Genomic DNA, 15,865 nt, shown 5'->3' with positions numbered 1-15,865 from the left:
AAGATTGATTTTTGGGTAACAATTGACGAATAACAAGAAAAGCCATTCGGGCTTTTCTTATGTGGACGGGCGGTTCGTGAGAACAAGCTCGTTTTTTTTGTATCTATTTCTACAATCTGTAACTTTTTTGATTGACATGCTGATGTTCGTCAGCAAGTCTTGGTAATCTCTCCTGCCAGGTTGGAGTCCATGAGGCGGCGCACTTCCTGCTGGTTCAGGCCGTGGCCCAGGAGGAACATCAGTTTGGTGACGGCACACTCGGGCGTGCTGTCGTAGCCGCTGATGACGCCTGTCTGGAGCAGCTGCAGGCCGGTGCCGTAGCGTTGCATCTCGACCACACCCCGTTGGCACTGGGTGATGTTGACGATGACGATGCCCCGTTCGTTGGCTTCCGTGAGCTGTCGGATGAGCCATTCTTTCTGCGGGGCATTGCCCGAACCGAAAGTCTTGAGCACAACAGCCTTCAGGCCGGGCACGTGGAGTACGGAGCTGACGATGCTTTCGCGGATGCCGGGGAAGAGGGTAAGCACCACGACGTTGGTGTCGAACAGGTAGTGGGGCTTCATCGGGCGCGACGGGTCGGGGCGTCGGATGAGGTGTTCCTCGTAACGGATGTGGATGCCCACCTTGGCCAGCGGAGGATAGTTGAACGAGCGGAAGGCATTGAAATTCTCCGCATTGATTTTAGTGGTGCGGTTGCCGCGCATCAGCTCGTTCTCGAAGAAGATGCAGACTTCGGGCACCATGGGCGTGCCGTCAGAGCGGCGGGCGGAGGCTATCTCGATGGCGGTGATGAGATTCTCTTTGCCGTCGGTACGCAGCATGCCGATGGGCAGTTGCGAGCCGGTCAGGATGACGGGTTTCGACAGGTTTTCGAGCATGAAGCTCAGAGCACAGGCCGTGTAGGCCATGGTGTCGGTGCCGTGCAGGATGACGAAGCCGTCGTAGTCGTTGTAGTGGCTGCTGATGATTTTCACAATCTTGGCCCAGAGTTCCGGTTCCATGTCCGACGAGTCGATGGGTGGGTTGAACTGGTAGGTGGAGATGTGGCAGTTGAAGCGTTTCAGTTCGGGCACATGCTTGAGCAGCTGGTCGAAGTTGAAGCTTTCCAGAGCACCTGTTTCGGGATTCTCAATCATGCCGATGGTACCGCCGGTATAAATCAATAATACTGAAGGGCAATCTGCTGTTTTCATTTCGCATTCCGTTGTTTGGGGTGAATGATGACGCAAAGATACGGATTTATTCAAAGATATACAATTCTTCTAATGACCGGGGAATGTTCTGGTTGGTATTTGGGCATTGCATTTGGACAGGTTTTCGTTGCAGGTGTGCTTCAAAAGACCTATCTTTGCAGGGAAGGGCGAACCAATCGTCCTTCCCGAATGTTGTACAACTATATTGATTTGAAAGATATGAAAGGATTGAATTATTCATTGATGCGCATCATTTGCGCTTTGATTATCGGACTGCTGCTGGTCCTGTTCCCGGTACAGGCAGGCGAGTATCTGGTGATTACCATCGGTGTGGTCTTTCTGGTGCCTTCGCTCATCAGTCTGATCGGTTATCTGGTACAGAAGGCCGAGCTGCGCCGTCGGTTTCCTGTAGAGGGATTGGGCAGTCTGCTCTTCGGCTTATGGTTGGTTGTCATGCCCGGCTTTTTTGCCGATCTGCTGACCTTTGTATTGGGCTTTATTCTGATGATGGGAGGTGTCCAGCAGATGGCTTCGCTCATGGCGGCACGAAGCTGGATGAAGGTGCCCGGCGGATTTTATGTGGTGCCGTTGCTGATTCTGATAGCTGGTATTGTGACCTTGTTCAACCCCACGGGGGTACGTTCGACGGCCTTTATCATTATTGGTGTGACGTGCCTCGTCTATGCCTTGTCCGAGCTGGTGAACTGGATGAAGTTTACCCGCCATCGTCCGCAGCCCCGCGACGTGGAAGCCTTGAAGGATCATGCAGAGGATGCTGAAATCTTGAACTGATCAGAAAGAGACGATAAAAAACATCAGGCACGGCCTCGCATATCGATGAGGTCCGTGCCTGATTTCTTTTTCAAAGGTATGTCTTTAGAGCATAAGCTCCTCGTAAGGCAGGCCGAAGACATCGGCCACGGCTTTGTAGACCACTTTGCCGTCGGCCACGTTTACGCCGAGTGCCAGGGCGGGGTTGTCCTTGCAGGCCTTCTGCCAGCCCTTGTCTGCCAGCGCGATGGTGTAGGGCAGGGTGGCGTTGGTCAGTGCCATGGTCGAGGTGAAGGGTACGGCGCCGGGGATGTTGGCTACAGCATAGTGTACGATGCCGTCCACGACGTACGTCGGGTCGCTGTGTGTGGTGGGGTGCGACGTCTCGAAGCAACCGCCCTGGTCGATGGCTACGTCGACGAGCACCGTGCCGGGCTTCATCAGGCGGAGCATGTCGCGGGTGATGAGGTGTGGCGTCTTGTCGCCGGGGATGAGGACGGAGCCGATAACCAGGTCTATGGTGGGCAGTTCCTGGCGGATGTTGTGTTCCGAGGAGTAAAGGGTCTTCACGTTCTTGGGCAGCACTTCACTGAGGTAGCGCAGGCGGGGCAGGTTGATGTCCGTAATCATTACCTCGGCACCCATGCCGGCAGCCATCTGTGCGGCGTTGCATCCCACGATGCCTCCGCCCAGTATCAGTACGCGGGCTGGACGTACGCCCGGCACGCCTCCCAGCAGTTTGCCCTTGCCACCCTGAGGCTTCTCAAGGAAACGGGCACCTTCCTGTACGGACATACGGCCGGCCACTTCACTCATGGGGATGAGCAGGGGCAGCGAGCGGTCAGGCAGCTCGACGGTTTCGTAGGCGATACAGATACCTCCGCTTTCTATCATGGCTTCGGTCAGGGCACGGTCGGCGGCAAAGTGGAAGTAAGTGAACACCACCTGTCCGTGGCGGATGAGTTTGTACTCGGGGGCGATGGGTTCCTTGACCTTGACAATCATCTCAGCGGCGGCATAGACTTCTTCGATGGTGGGCAGCATTCGTGCACCTGCATTCACGTAGTCTTCATCGGCAAATCCACTGTTGGCGCCTGCCGTTTGCTGCACGTATACGGTGTGTCCATGTTTGACGAGTTCGGCCACTCCGGCCGGCGTCATGCCGACACGATTCTCATTATTTTTTATTTCTTTCGGTACACCAATAACCATAATGTAAAGTGTTAGGGGTTAAACATGGCGCAATATAGTGAAAAAGCTGACAGAATGTCTTTGCCCGGTGTATGTTTTGCAGCATTTCCGATTATCTTTCTTACGCTTCCAGTTCCCCTTCTTCCGGCTGGCGAGGAGACGCTTCTCCAGAGGCTGCTGGGGGAAAGGCGATTCTTTTGCCTGCATGCGAAGTAAAAAGTCTGAATACGTTGTTTTTATTTTTAGAGTACTTTTTCCGGTTTTTGCTGTGCGTATGTTTTAAAAAGAATGGTGGAATTATCGATAATACAAAGGAAACCATTATCTTTGTTGCACGTAGAAAGCATCATGAATAATGGATTTTATAGACTATGAATGTAAAAAACTTCAGGAATATATTGCTACTGATTTGTATCGCTTGCCATATAGTAGGATGTAAGCCGGGCAGGGAAGAAAAGAATATGGGGTATGATCTTGTCTGTTTCACGGAATACGATGATGACGGCAGCAGCCTGAAAGGGGTAAAACGCAGAACAGATGGAAAGATAATTGTTTCTCCTTCATCATACGCGTCTGTAACGGCCGACAGTTGTTTTATTATTGCAAGCAAAAGTGCTTATAGTCATGAAGTGTGGAAAACAGATGGAAAATATATTGGAAGATTTGACACATTTACCGGATTCAAGCGCGGCTTCTATGTCGGTACAAAGTATCGTACAACAACGTTGTATTTTCCGCACAATGACCTCCTGCTTCGTTCCGAGCATGTCAAGATGGGGAAACATGCCATCTGCTTGCAGGTGGGCAACACATGGCAGGTCATGACCTATGACGGCAGAGTACTCTCGAAAAGTGATGTCATGCCGCCACAAGAAGAATGGGATATAATCAACAAAGACTGATATTTATGAAAAATCTGATTATCTGTATGCTGGCATTTCTGACCGCAGGTGCGTTGGCATCGTGTAGCGATGACAACCCTGCCTCCACAGGTCAGGGCCAGAAGGACGGCAGCGGGGAAGTGTCGTTTGAGATTAGCAATGAAAGTGGAACGGGTACCGGCACCAGTGCCTCTCCTGTCGTGGTCTCCCAAGGGGATACGCTCAATATGGTCATCAGTCAGAAGAGCAGCTATACCGACTCCAATGGCATCACGTTTGAATGCGAGCCGGAAGCCACCATTGAGCTTTTCGCCCAACTGGATACGGTGTATGTGGAACAGTTGAACCAACTGACCGGCGTTCAGGAAAAAACGGAAATCCAGACTTCCACTGAAGGCGATAATCCTGTAGTCAATAAGATTGATCAGAAGTTCCTCATCGGCGAACAGTCTGTCAACTTTGATCTGGCATACGAAGTGTATGGTTATACCACGGCTGGTGGTGAAACGATCGAGATGCCCTACATCAAGCTGAATCAGGCAAACTTTGGAAATTCTGGAGTGACGGAAGAAACAGGACCGGGCACACGGTGCGGAGCGGTAGTCAGATCGATTACAGTCAGGCCGCTGCCACAAACAAGAGCCACTGTCAGCGATACGACCTGGTACGAAGTCAATGCAACCTTTAACCTTGATATTGAAAGCGTAAACACCAAGACTGAAAACAAGCAGAACCTTACCTTTTCTGTTACCTACCTGGGGGCGGTTACCACTGAAGTCGAGTTGGCTGATCCTGTTAAGGAGCTGTCCGCTGCCATGGATGTCCTGGGGGGAACGAGCAGTGTCGCCTCTCCTTTCCTGGTCAATCCTCAGGATACCTTAAGCTTGCTCTTCAGGCAGCATAGTAGTTATACCGATGCCTATGGGAACCGGATGAGCTGTGAACCGGAAGCGAGAATCAATCTCTTCGCACAGCTGGATACCGTTTACGCCCGGACAGCAGATGAGATTGCCCGGACTCCAAGTACCGAAGAGGCGGCATTCGAGGCCAGCGGAGAAAATCCGATTCTCTATTCGGCAATCCAGTCGATTAAAGCCGGAATTCAAGCCATTCGGTTGGAGATGTCGTATGAGACCTTCTCTACAACCGATGGGGACAATCAGGAAATAGAGATGCCATACCTGAAGTTTGAAAATGTCAGTGTCGGCGAGCTTTCCATGAACGAGCGTGCGACCAAGTCCGTGATAAAGACGGATACGGCCTTCTATGATGTCCAGGTTCCGGTAAGACTCGATGTCATACAGGTCGGCACGGCAGACGAGAACCGGCAGACTCTCGAGTTTGTGGTGTCCTATGTAGGAGCCGTTGTGACAGAAATGGAATTAAGTGATCCGGTCAAGGCGTTGTCTGACACGATCAAGGTGTTGGGCGGTACAGAAAGTACATCGTCTCCTTTCCGGGTGGAACTGGGAGATACCCTCGATTTGTTGTTTGTGCAGAACAGCAGCTACACCGATTCCTATGGCAATAGGATAAGCTGTCACCCGGAAGCACGGATTCACCTTTTTGCACAGCAGCATACTGTTTATGTTCAGACGAGAGATGAACTTGAAGGCACTCCTTCCGGCCAAACGCCTGTGTTCGATTCTGCCGGTGACAATCCTGTCCGGTATTCAGCCGTCCAGCTGTTTGAGCATGGAACGCAAGCCATACAGCTGGAGCTGTCCTATGAAACCTATACCCAAAAGGATGCGGAGGAGAATGACATTGCGATGCCGTATTTGAAGTTCCATTCAGCTGCGGCAAGCGCTGTTTCTGTCAGCGAACTCTCCACCTCCACCGGGACCAAGGCCGATACGACGTTCTATCAGGTTCAGGTACCCATCAGGCTTGAAACGGTTAACGTAGGCACTGTTGAGGAGAACAGGCAGGTCATAGAATTGATAGCATCTTATATCGGTGCTGTAGTCACGGAAAAGGACGAGCCGGAACTCGTAAGGGTTGAATACCGCACGGGATACGTTTGGGAAGAACCTCATCACAATCTGCCCCTGCTGTACTATGCCAAGGTTTATCGCGACAGATATTATAGCAATGGGGAAGTCTTTACGGACGAGTTTGTGGATAATGGACATCCGATAGAAATAAGCTTAGGATTCGGATGTATTGCTTATAATGATGATGCTTTTCTTGCTGAGGGCGAATATCGGTATAGTGATGAAGACGTTGTTGTTTTCCATAAGGGTACAATGAATGGTGAACCTAATGATAGTATCAGAACAATGACATCCATTGTTGAAGTAGATGACTTGGATGCGATAGAAGTGAAAGAGGATTTTCATCCGTCACCAGACGGAGACGGTTATCCAGGAAAATGGAGTTGCTATGTTACCGGAAAAACGTATGACGAAGGTGTCTATACGCCAGTTGACCCAGGTTTAGCTACATCTTCTTACGAAAGTTGCGATTTGCCGAGTGGATGGTATTTTCAGGGTTTCACAGAAAAAGCTGATATCACTAAAGTATATTATAAAGATTACATTGCATCTCTATATAGGATGTTTATGCATCTAAGATGCTATGACCAGTTTCTGGTCATAGATGGCATACGAATCAATTTTTTGGATTATTTGCCTGAGAGAGCATTCAATACTGTGATTGAAGATACCTCGTTTGGCAAGACCGTCACAAGAGAAACCCGTGTTAAATTTCTGGGAAGGAACTTTTATGCGGCTTGTATCATGGAGTTTCATCAGAAACAGTAATCTGCTATCTTGATCCTAAGTCAAAGCGTCTGCGTCAAAATTAGGAATGAAGAAGCTGATACAACGTCATCCCGGCCTTGAGCCGGGATTCATTGCACACAACCTGTGGCATGTGGATCCCGCATCGAGTGCGGGATGACAAAACATGGATACTTTCCATTTTAAGACAGTTATGGCTTTTGTAGCATGCTCGGCAAGGATTGTTTAATGGGTCATGCCCCGATGGCAGGGACGCACAGCAGATGCTTGGGGGTAGTGTAGGTAAGGCTTTGTAGGTATGTTCAGAAACTTTGCCCGAATCATCCGCAATACAAAGGAAAAATACTACCTTTGTGGGCCAAGACTTGTGGCGTTCTATCATGTAAGTTTGTACACAAACCATAGCTGCCAATGATAAAGCATTATATATCCTTATTACTATGCGCCGGATGGCTGTGCGGGGCCGCTTCGCTGGAGGCGGCGGTGCCGGCCGATTCGGTGTCTTTTGCCAATCCTTTTGCCCATCCCATCACGTTCAGCGGGAACTTTGGGGAACTGAGGGCCAACCACTTCCACGGAGGACTCGACTTCAAGACGGGAGGGGTGACGGGCAAGCCGGTGCGTGCCTTGGCCGACGGCTACATCTCGCGCATCCGTGTGACGCACGGTTCGGGCTATGTGCTCGACGTGGTCTACAACAACGGCTATTCCACCATCAACCGTCACCTGGAAGCCTTTGCGGGCGACATTGCTCGGAGGGTGGAGAACCTGCAATACGATCAGGAGAGCTGGGAGGTGGAGATTGTGCCCGAAGCGGGAGAATATCCCGTCCGCCGCGGACAGGTCATCGCCTATAGCGGCAATACGGGCTACTCGTTCGGGCCGCATCTGCATCTGGACGTCATCGAGACGGCCACGGACGACTATGTGGACCCGTTGCCTTTCTTTGCCGGGCAGGTAAAGGACCACACGGCACCGCGGGTACAGGGCATCATGCTCTTCCCGCAGGCCGGCCGGGGCGTGGTGAACGGCAAGACGATGAGGCAGGCTTTCGGCGTGAACCAGACGGCGGGCATCACGGCCTGGGGTGAGATAGGGGCAGGCATCCGTGCCTACGATTACATGGACGGGGTGCACAACCGCTACGGCGTGCATACGGTCATCCTCGAAGTGGACGGGAAGGAAGTGTTCCGCAGCGTGGTAGACCGCTTTGCCTACGAAGAAAACCGCTATATCAACTCCTGGACCTACGGGCAATATATGAAGTCGTTCATCGACCCCGGCAACCGCCTCCGCCTGCTGCACGCCTCCAACGGCAACCGTGGGCTGGTGACCATCAACGAAGAGCGTCCCTACCGCTTTGTCTATACGCTGCGCGATGCCTTGGGCAACGAGTCGAAGGTGCGCTTCACCGTGCAGGGCCGTCGGAGCGACATTCCTGCGGTGGAGCATCGAGAGAAGTACCATTTCCGTTGGGACAAGGTGAACTATCTGCAGGAACCCGGCCTGGAACTGGTGCTGCCCCGCGGTGTGCTCTACGAAGATGCTTACCTGAATTATGCCGTCCGTGCCGACAGCGGCGACATTGCCTTCACCTATCAGCTGAACGACCGAAACATTCCTCTGCACAAGGCGTGCAACCTGCGTATCGGGCTGCGCCGCCGTCCGCTGGCCGACAGCACGAAGTACTACGTGGCCAGCGTCAGTGCCAATGGTCGCAAGTACAACATGGGTGGCCGCTACGTGGACGGCTATATGGAAGTGAAGGTGCGCGACCTGGCTACCTATACCGTGGCCATCGACACCGTGCCACCCGTATTGACCCCTGTCGGCCAAGCCGGCTGGGGACGCTCGGGCCGCATCGTCTTCAAGGCAAAGGACGCGCAGACTGGTATCGCCTCCTATCGCGGTACCATCGACGGGCAGTATGCCCTCTTTGGCAAGCCGAACTCCGTAAAGGGAGAACTGGTGTGCCGGCTCGATCCGCGTCATGTGAAGAAGGGCGGCCGCCACGTACTGGTGATGAGCGTCACCGACGGTTGCGGCAACGTCACCACCCGCCAGTACCGCTTTGTGTGGTAAAAATGATAAATGTAAAAGATAAATTCTCTATTAATAAAAATATCGATTATGAAGATTAGAAGATTGACCCTTGCCGTCGTTTGCATGGCGGCAGCTGTGGCCGATGCTTTGGCCTGTACCAACCTCATTGTAGGCAAGAACGTATCGGCCGACGGTTCGACCATCATTTCCTATTCGGCCGACTCCTACTCCTTGTTCGGCGAGTTGTATCACTATCCCGCAGGCCTACACAAGAAGGGGACGATGATTAATGTCTACGAGTGGGACACGGGCAAGTACCTGGGACAGATAGAGCAGGCGCGCCAGACGTACAACGTGGTGGGCAACATGAACGAATTCCAGCTGACCATCGGCGAGACGACCTTCGGAGGGCGTCCCGAACTGGTGGACACGACGGGTGTCATCGACTACGGCAGCCTGATTTATCTGGGCTTGCAGCGTTCGCGTACGGCACGCGAGGCCATCAAGGTGATGACCGACCTGGTGCAGGAGTATGGCTACTGCAGCAGTGGCGAGTCTTTCACCATCGCCGACCCCAATGAAGTGTGGATTATGGAAATGATTGGTAAAGGTCCCGGCGTGCGCGGTGCCGTGTGGGTGGCTGTCCGTGTGCCCGACGACTGCATTTCGGCTCACGCCAACCATAGCCGCATCCATCAGTTTGACACGAGCGACAAGGAGAACTGCATGTATGCGCCCGATGTCATTTCCTTTGCCCGCGAGAAGGGTTACTTCAATGGAGTGAACAAGGATTTCAGCTTCTCCAAAGCCTATGCGCCGCTCGACTTCGGTGCCCGCCGCTATTGCGAGGCCCGTGTGTGGAGCTACTTCAATATGTTTACCGACCGTGGTGATGAGCTGCTGCCCTATATCCAGGGAACAACCGACGAGCCGATGCCGCTCTACGTGAAGCCGAACCGTAAAATCTCCGTGCAGGACGTGAAGAACGCCATGCGCGACCACTACGAAGGCACGGCGCTCGACATCACGAAGGACTTCGGTGCCGGTCCCTATCACACACCCTACCGCCTCTCGCCGCTGGAGTTTGAGGTAAACGGACAGAAATACTTCAACGAACGCCCCATTTCCACCCAGCAGAGCGGTTTCGTCTTTGTGGCACAGATGCGTGAAAACCTGCCGGATGCTGTGGGCGGCGTATTGTGGTTCGGCCTGGACGATGCCAACATGACGGTATTCACGCCCGTTTACTGCTGCGCCACCCGTGTGCCCGAATGCTACACCCGTGTGGACGGTGCCGACTACATCACCTTCTCGTGGAAATCCTCCTTCTGGGTGTTCAACTGGATTGCCAACATGGTATATCCGCGTTACGACTTGATGATAGACGATGTTCGGGCCGTGCAAACCGAGATTGAAACCACCTTCAACCAGGCACAGGAAGGCATCGAGGCCGTTGCCGTCAAGATGCTGGAAACCGATCCGGCTCAAGCCAAGGAATTCCTGACAAACTATACCGTGATGACGGCGCAGAGCACACACGACGCCTGGAAGCGACTGGGCGAATTCCTGATTGTCAAGTATAATGACGGGGTAGTGAAGCGCGTGAAGGACGGCAAGTTCGAACGCAATGCCATCGGCCAGCCGGCTGGCGTTATCCGTCCGGGCTATCCGAAGGAATTTCTCGAGGAATATGTTAAACAGACGGGCGACCGATATAAAATTCCTGAATAATTGGCTGGTTCGTTTTATCTTTTTATCTTTGTCGGAAGTAAGAACGAACAGAATGTGAAGTATTCATCTTTAATATAATAATAGATTATGGAAAATCAAGAACTGATCAAACAAGTGACCGCGAAAGCCCAGGAGTGGCTGGGACCGGCCTTTGATGCCGAAACTCAGGCAGAAGTGAAGCGCATGCTGGAGAGTGACGACAAAACGGAGCTGATAGAGAGCTTCTACAAGGACTTGGAGTTCGGTACGGGCGGTCTGCGCGGCATCATGGGTGCCGGTAGCAACCGCATGAACATCTATACCGTAGGCGCCGCTACGCAGGGATTGGCCAACTATCTGAACAAGTGCTTTGCCGGTCAGCCTATATCGGTAGTCGTAGGTCATGACTGCCGCAACAACAGCCGCAAGTTTGCCGAGATATCGGCCGACATCTTCTCGGCCAACGGCATCAAGGTCTATCTGTTCGACGACCTGCGTCCTACACCCGAAGTGTCTTTTGCCATCCGTCACCTGGGTTGCCAAAGCGGTATCAACATCACTGCCAGCCACAATCCGCGTGAGTACAACGGCTACAAGGCCTATTGGGACGACGGTGCACAGGTGTTGGCTCCGCACGACACGGCCATCATCGACGAGGTGAACAAGGTGAAGGTGGCCGACATCAAGTTCCACGGCAACAAGGAACTCATCCAGATTATCGGCGAGGATGTAGACAAGGTTTATCTGGAAAAGGTACACTCCATCTCCATCGACCCCGAAGTCATCAAGCGCCAGAAGGACTTGAGCATTGTCTACACGCCGCTCCACGGTGCCGGACGTGCGCTTATCCCTGCTTCGCTGAAGCTGTGGGGCTTCGAGAACGTACATTGCGTGGAGTCGCAGATGGTGAAGGACGGTAACTTCCCAACGGTGGTTTCGCCCAATCCCGAGAATGCCGAAGCGCTGACTCTGGCCATCAAGCTGGCCAAGGAAATCGATGCCGACATTGTGATGGCCAGTGACCCCGATGCCGACCGTGTGGGCATGGCCTGCAAGAATGACAAGGGTGAATGGGTGCTCATCAACGGCAACCAGACTTGCCTGATTTTCCTCTACTATATCATCAAGAACCGTCTGGCTACGGGCAAGATGCAGCCGGGCGACTTCATTGTGAAGACCATCGTGACCACCGAACTTATCAAGGCTGTGGCCGACAAGAATCATGTCGAGATGCTCGACTGCTACACGGGCTTCAAGTGGATTGCCCGCGAAATCCGTCTGCGTGAAGGCAAGCAGCAGTACATCGGTGGCGGTGAAGAAAGCTATGGCTTCCTGGCTGAAGACTTCGTGCGCGACAAGGATGCCGTTTCGGCCTGCTCGCTGCTGGCTGAAATCTGTGCCTGGGCCAAGGATCAGGGCAAGACACTCTACGACGTGCTGATGGGCATCTACGTGGAATATGGCTTCTCGAAAGAGACGACCGTCAACGTGGTGAAGCCGGGCAAGAGCGGTGCCGAGGAAATCAAGGCCATGATGGACAACTTCCGTGCCAACCCGCCGAAGGAAATCGGAGGTTCGAAGGTATGCGTGGTGAAGGACTACAAGACACTGAAGATGACCGACGCAGCCGGTCACGTCAGCGACTTGCACATGCCCGAACCCTCAAACGTGCTCCAGTACTTCACGGAAGACGGTACGAAGATTTCCGTTCGTCCCTCGGGTACGGAACCGAAGATCAAGTTCTACATCGAGGTGAAGGGCCAGATGGGTTGCCCCAAGTGCTACGCCGGAGCCAATGCCGATGCTGAAGAGAAGGTGAAGGCCGTACGTGCGTCGCTGGGCATTTGAGACGACATATAATACTCTGTTGAGAAAGTGAGAGGCTGCTTCTTTTTTAAGAGGCAGCCTCTTTTGTTTTGTGAAATACGGAAAAACGAATGGTTATCCGGCTTGTGTGAATCGTTTGCCCAGCTTATGCAAGTTGTTTGCCCAGCTTGTGCAGATCGTTTGCCCAGCTTGTGCAGATCGTTTGCCCAGCTTATACAGACCGTTTGCCCAGCTTATTCGGACGGTTTGCCCGCGTCATGAGGAAACGCTGCCTGTATGTCAGCGGTCCTTGCCTTCCAGCCAGGCGTCGATGAGGCGGCGGGCGATGCTCAGCTTGCGCGGCAGTTCGGGCAGGTTGTTGCGGTGGTAGAAGGCGCCGGCCGTGAGCTCGTCCTCCTGCAGCTTGATGGTGCCGCTCTCGTAGTCGGCAAAGAAACCCACCATCAGGCCGCTGGGGTAGGGCCAGGGCTGGCTGTCGAAGTAGGTGATGTTGCGGATGGTGAGTCCTGTCTCTTCCATCACTTCGCGGCGGACGCACTGCTCCAGTGTTTCGCCCGCCTCGAGGAAACCGGCTACAAGGCCATAGAAGGTGCCGCGGAAGTTGCGGGCATGCACCATCAGTATCTCGTCGCCGCGGCGCACCAGTACGATGATGGCGGTGGAGATGGGCGGATAGAGTTCGTTGCCGCAGCGGGGACACTTCTTCATGATGTCGGTCTTTTGTTCGGTAGGTGTGCCGCAGGCAGGGCAGTAGCGGCTTTGCCGGTCCCAGTAAAGTATCTGGTAGGCCTTGCCGGCCGCCTTGTAGTCTGGCAGAGGCAGGTGGTCGAACGAGGCACGCAGGCCGGTCATCATCCATTCGGCAGTCTCGGCCACGGGGTAGTCGATGGCAAACGCATAGACCTGCTCCCCCGTAGGCAGGGTGACGCGGTGTACCGTCTGTCCCGTTGCGGGGGCTACGGGCAGGCTCTCGCCTGTGGGCAGGGTGCAGGTACCGTCGGGTTGTTTCTGCATCAGCAGGTTGTCCTTGAAGAAGATGCACCGGCGGGCGGTGCGGTCACATTCCAGTTCGTTCATCATTTCAGTAGCTTGTAGGGGTCAGAAGTTCACGTGTACACCTCCCATGAAGGTGGCCTTCGGCATGGGATAGCCCGCGTTGATTTCGTAACGCTGTGCCAGCAGGTTCTCGCCTTTCACGAAGAGGCTTGCAAAGTTACACAGGCGGTAGCTGATATTCAAATTCCAGAGCACGAAAGTTTCCTGCTTTTCCTGTCCCTGCGTCACGGAGGTGTAGAGTCCGCGGATATATTGCACGCCGCTGGCGGCTGTCCACCGTCCCTGCTGGTAGTTGGCACCGACGTACAGCTTATGTTCGGGGGCAGCCAGTACGGGGTGTTCCATGTGCAGCCAGCTGTAGTTGGCATCGGCCTGCCAGTGGGCGTTGAAGCGGTAGGCCACGGTGGCCTCCGCGCCCCAGTTCTCGATGTGGCCCGTGTTCACGTTCTTGCGCTGGGCGGGGTCTACCTGGATGATGTTCTTCCCGTTGATGTAGTAGAGGTTGAGTCCGTAAGTCAGGCTGTTGTCACACAGGCGCTGCGTGTAGGCCAGTTCGTAGCTGACGAGGCTCTCGGGCAGCAGGTCGGGGTTCTTGGAGAACATGAACAGTTCGCGGATGGTGGGGTTGCGGAAGCCCTTGCTTACCATGGCTTTCAGTTCGGCCTGGCGGGGCAGGTGGAAGGCCAGTCCGCCTTGGGGTATCCACTCCGTGCCTGTGTGCGAATGATGGTCCACGCGCAGACCGGCATCGAGCGACAGCCAGCTGCCGATGTTCTGCCGGAAGTCCACGTATCCGGCCAGCTCGTCCAGCTGCTTGTCTACCTGCGGCTGCTTCTCGCCCGTGGCCAGTACCTTGTACCACGACTCGCCGCCGAAGTGCTGGTAGTCGAAGCCAGCGGTGATACGGTTTCCTTCGAAGAGCGAGGCGCTCTGGTACCACGAGATTCCCATCATGCGGTCCTTGGAGTTGAAGTGGGCCGTCTGCGGTTCTTCGCCCGGGTGGTAACCGTCGTTTATCTTGTGTCGGCCCCAGTTGTAGAAGAAGCTCAGTGCGCCCGAGGTCCGCCGGTAGTGGTTCTCGAGGGCGGCCGACGCCATGCCGCGGGTGATGCGCGAGTCGTTGTCGATGTAGGGAGCCGCGACGGTGCCGGGGGTGGAGGCGTTGAAGTGGGTCACGTTGACGTCGCCCCACAGTTTCCACCGGTCATTGAAGTCATAGCCCAGCTTGGCATAGCCGCCATACTGCTCGAAGTCCATGTCGGGCCGGTGTCCGTCGCTGCGGTTGTACGAGCCGGTGACGATGCTGCTGAAGCGTCCGCGCTTCAGGCGGTTGGTCACCTCGGTTTGCAGGGTGTTGTAGGAACCGTAGGCGGCCTGTATGTCGGTCTTAGACCCCTCTTCCTTCATCTGCCGGGTGACGATGTTGATGACGCCGCCCATGGCGTTCGAGCCGTAGAGCACCGAGGCAGGGCCGCGCAGCACTTCCACCCGTTCGGTCATCATCGTCTGGTAGGCGTCGGCGATGGGATGGCCCATCAGTCCCATGTACTGCGGGTGGCCGTCGATGAGCACTAGCAGGCCGGCCGTAGGACTGCCGCCGATGCCGCGCAGGCTCATGCCTCCGGCAGCGCCGGTCGACACGCCGTAGCCCATGATGCCACGGCTGGTGGTGAAGAGGCCGGGCACCTGTTCGGTCAGGGTGGGCAGTACGGAGGGCTGGTAATTGCTTTCCAACTGCTTCCGATCCACGACGGAGATGGTCATGGGCAGGTGTCGGATGTCTGTTTCATTGCGGGTGCCGGTCACCACCACCTCGTCGGTGGTTAGGTTGCGGGCAATGCGTACGCTGTCCTCCTGTCCGCGGGCAGCAGGTGCGGTCAGCAGCAGGAGGGCCAGCAGGCCTCCTGTCAGGTTTCGTTCTTTCATGCGTTTTTTCTCTGGTTGGCGATAAATGTTTCGATAACTGGGAAAATCTCTTTGGCCGAGTGAAGGTCGCGGCTGGCCTGCTCCAGCGGGCACCAGCCCGTGCGGTCGCGGTTGATGATGTGGTCCACCACTTCGTCGCAGCTCACTGCGACGCCCGCTTCCTGCAACAGCCGGAGGGCGGGACGGCTGATGATGTGGGTATACACTTCGTGTACGCCGCCCAGTACCATGAGCGAGGCGGCGGCCTTGCCGATGACCTTGTCGGCTACGGACGCTCCGTGCAGGAAGTCGGGTTCCTGCACCAGCAGGTCGTAAAGGTCGGCCACACCCCGCCGTGTGAACGTACGGGTGCGGTCACCGTTGGCTATCACGCAGGAGTATCCTCCTGCGTGAAGCATGTCTATGAGTTCTTTCATGCTTGTTTTCCGGGGTTACAGCGTTCCTTGCTTGAGTTGTTCTACATAGCGGTCGATGCGGTGCAGCTCTTCGGGGATGTCGATGCTCTGCGGGCAGTGGGACA

12 protein-coding genes are annotated in these 15,865 nt (G+C 54.5%); 6 read left to right on the top strand and 6 right to left on the bottom strand.

The window, feature by feature from the left end:
- Nucleotides 1-149: 149 nt before the first annotated feature.
- The gene (locus tag BQ7483_RS09410; protein WP_072545712.1) at nt 150-1,196 is read right to left on the bottom strand and encodes an asparaginase; all 1,047 of its coding nucleotides are present in this window, start codon (nt 1,194-1,196) and stop codon (nt 150-152) included.
- Between the two features lie 219 nt (nt 1,197-1,415).
- On the opposite strand from BQ7483_RS09410, the gene BQ7483_RS09405 reads away from it, so the two are divergent.
- Nucleotides 1,416-1,988 (top strand): HdeD family acid-resistance protein, encoded by a 573-nt coding sequence (locus BQ7483_RS09405; protein WP_022019450.1) that lies wholly within the window; start codon nt 1,416-1,418, stop codon nt 1,986-1,988.
- Nucleotides 1,989-2,072: 84 nt separating this feature from the next.
- Here BQ7483_RS09405 and ald read toward each other — a convergent pair whose 3' ends face one another.
- Together ald and BQ7483_RS17535 are read right to left on the bottom strand one after the other, a co-directional pair.
- Entirely contained in the window at nt 2,073-3,179 is a 1,107-nt protein-coding gene (ald, locus tag BQ7483_RS09400) for an alanine dehydrogenase (RefSeq protein WP_022019451.1), read from the bottom strand.
- 100 nt (nt 3,180-3,279) lie between these two features.
- On the bottom strand, nt 3,280-3,480 hold the full coding sequence (locus BQ7483_RS17535; protein ID WP_139247622.1) for a hypothetical protein: 201 nt from the start codon (nt 3,478-3,480) through the stop codon (nt 3,280-3,282).
- 139 nt (nt 3,481-3,619) lie between these two features.
- Here BQ7483_RS17535 and BQ7483_RS09395 point away from each other — a divergent pair, with 139 nt between their 5' ends.
- From BQ7483_RS09395 to BQ7483_RS09375, 5 genes are all read left to right on the top strand, one after another.
- Nucleotides 3,620-4,060 (top strand): hypothetical protein, encoded by a 441-nt coding sequence (locus tag BQ7483_RS09395; protein ID WP_139247621.1) that lies wholly within the window; start codon nt 3,620-3,622, stop codon nt 4,058-4,060.
- A gap of 5 nt (nt 4,061-4,065) precedes the next feature.
- Nucleotides 4,066-6,804 carry a hypothetical protein gene (locus BQ7483_RS09390; protein ID WP_139247619.1) on the top strand — a complete coding sequence of 913 codons (2,739 nt, stop codon included), beginning with the start codon at nt 4,066-4,068 and terminating at the stop codon, nt 6,802-6,804.
- 390 nt (nt 6,805-7,194) lie between these two features.
- Nucleotides 7,195-8,865, top strand: a complete 1,671-nt coding sequence (locus tag BQ7483_RS09385; protein ID WP_139247617.1) for a M23 family metallopeptidase — start codon at nt 7,195-7,197, stop codon at nt 8,863-8,865.
- Between the two features lie 48 nt (nt 8,866-8,913).
- Nucleotides 8,914-10,557, top strand: a complete 1,644-nt coding sequence (locus tag BQ7483_RS09380; protein ID WP_072545709.1) for a C69 family dipeptidase — start codon at nt 8,914-8,916, stop codon at nt 10,555-10,557.
- An 87-nt stretch (nt 10,558-10,644) separates the two neighbouring features.
- Nucleotides 10,645-12,384, top strand: coding sequence for a phospho-sugar mutase (locus BQ7483_RS09375; protein ID WP_072545708.1), 1,740 nt, complete (start codon nt 10,645-10,647; stop codon nt 12,382-12,384).
- Between the two features lie 258 nt (nt 12,385-12,642).
- On the opposite strand, the gene nudC is transcribed toward BQ7483_RS09375, so the two are convergent.
- From nudC to BQ7483_RS09360, 3 genes are read right to left on the bottom strand one after another with little or no spacing between them, the layout of a single operon-like run.
- Nucleotides 12,643-13,440 (bottom strand): NAD(+) diphosphatase, encoded by a 798-nt coding sequence (gene nudC, locus BQ7483_RS09370; protein WP_139247629.1) that lies wholly within the window; start codon nt 13,438-13,440, stop codon nt 12,643-12,645.
- Between the two features lie 21 nt (nt 13,441-13,461).
- Nucleotides 13,462-15,345, bottom strand: coding sequence for a TonB-dependent receptor (locus BQ7483_RS09365; protein WP_072545706.1), 1,884 nt, complete (start codon nt 15,343-15,345; stop codon nt 13,462-13,464).
- The gene (locus tag BQ7483_RS09360) at nt 15,342-15,761 is read right to left on the bottom strand and encodes a DUF1893 domain-containing protein (protein ID WP_072545705.1); all 420 of its coding nucleotides are present in this window, start codon (nt 15,759-15,761) and stop codon (nt 15,342-15,344) included. The genes BQ7483_RS09365 and BQ7483_RS09360 overlap by 4 nt, the downstream gene beginning before the upstream one ends.
- Between the last annotated feature and the right edge of the window lie 104 nt (nt 15,762-15,865).

The sequence above is a fragment of the Mediterranea massiliensis genome, assembly GCF_900128475.1.
Lineage (GTDB): Bacteria > Bacteroidota > Bacteroidia > Bacteroidales > Bacteroidaceae > Bacteroides > Bacteroides massiliensis_E.
This window is presented reverse-complemented; position numbering and strand designations above follow the sequence as displayed.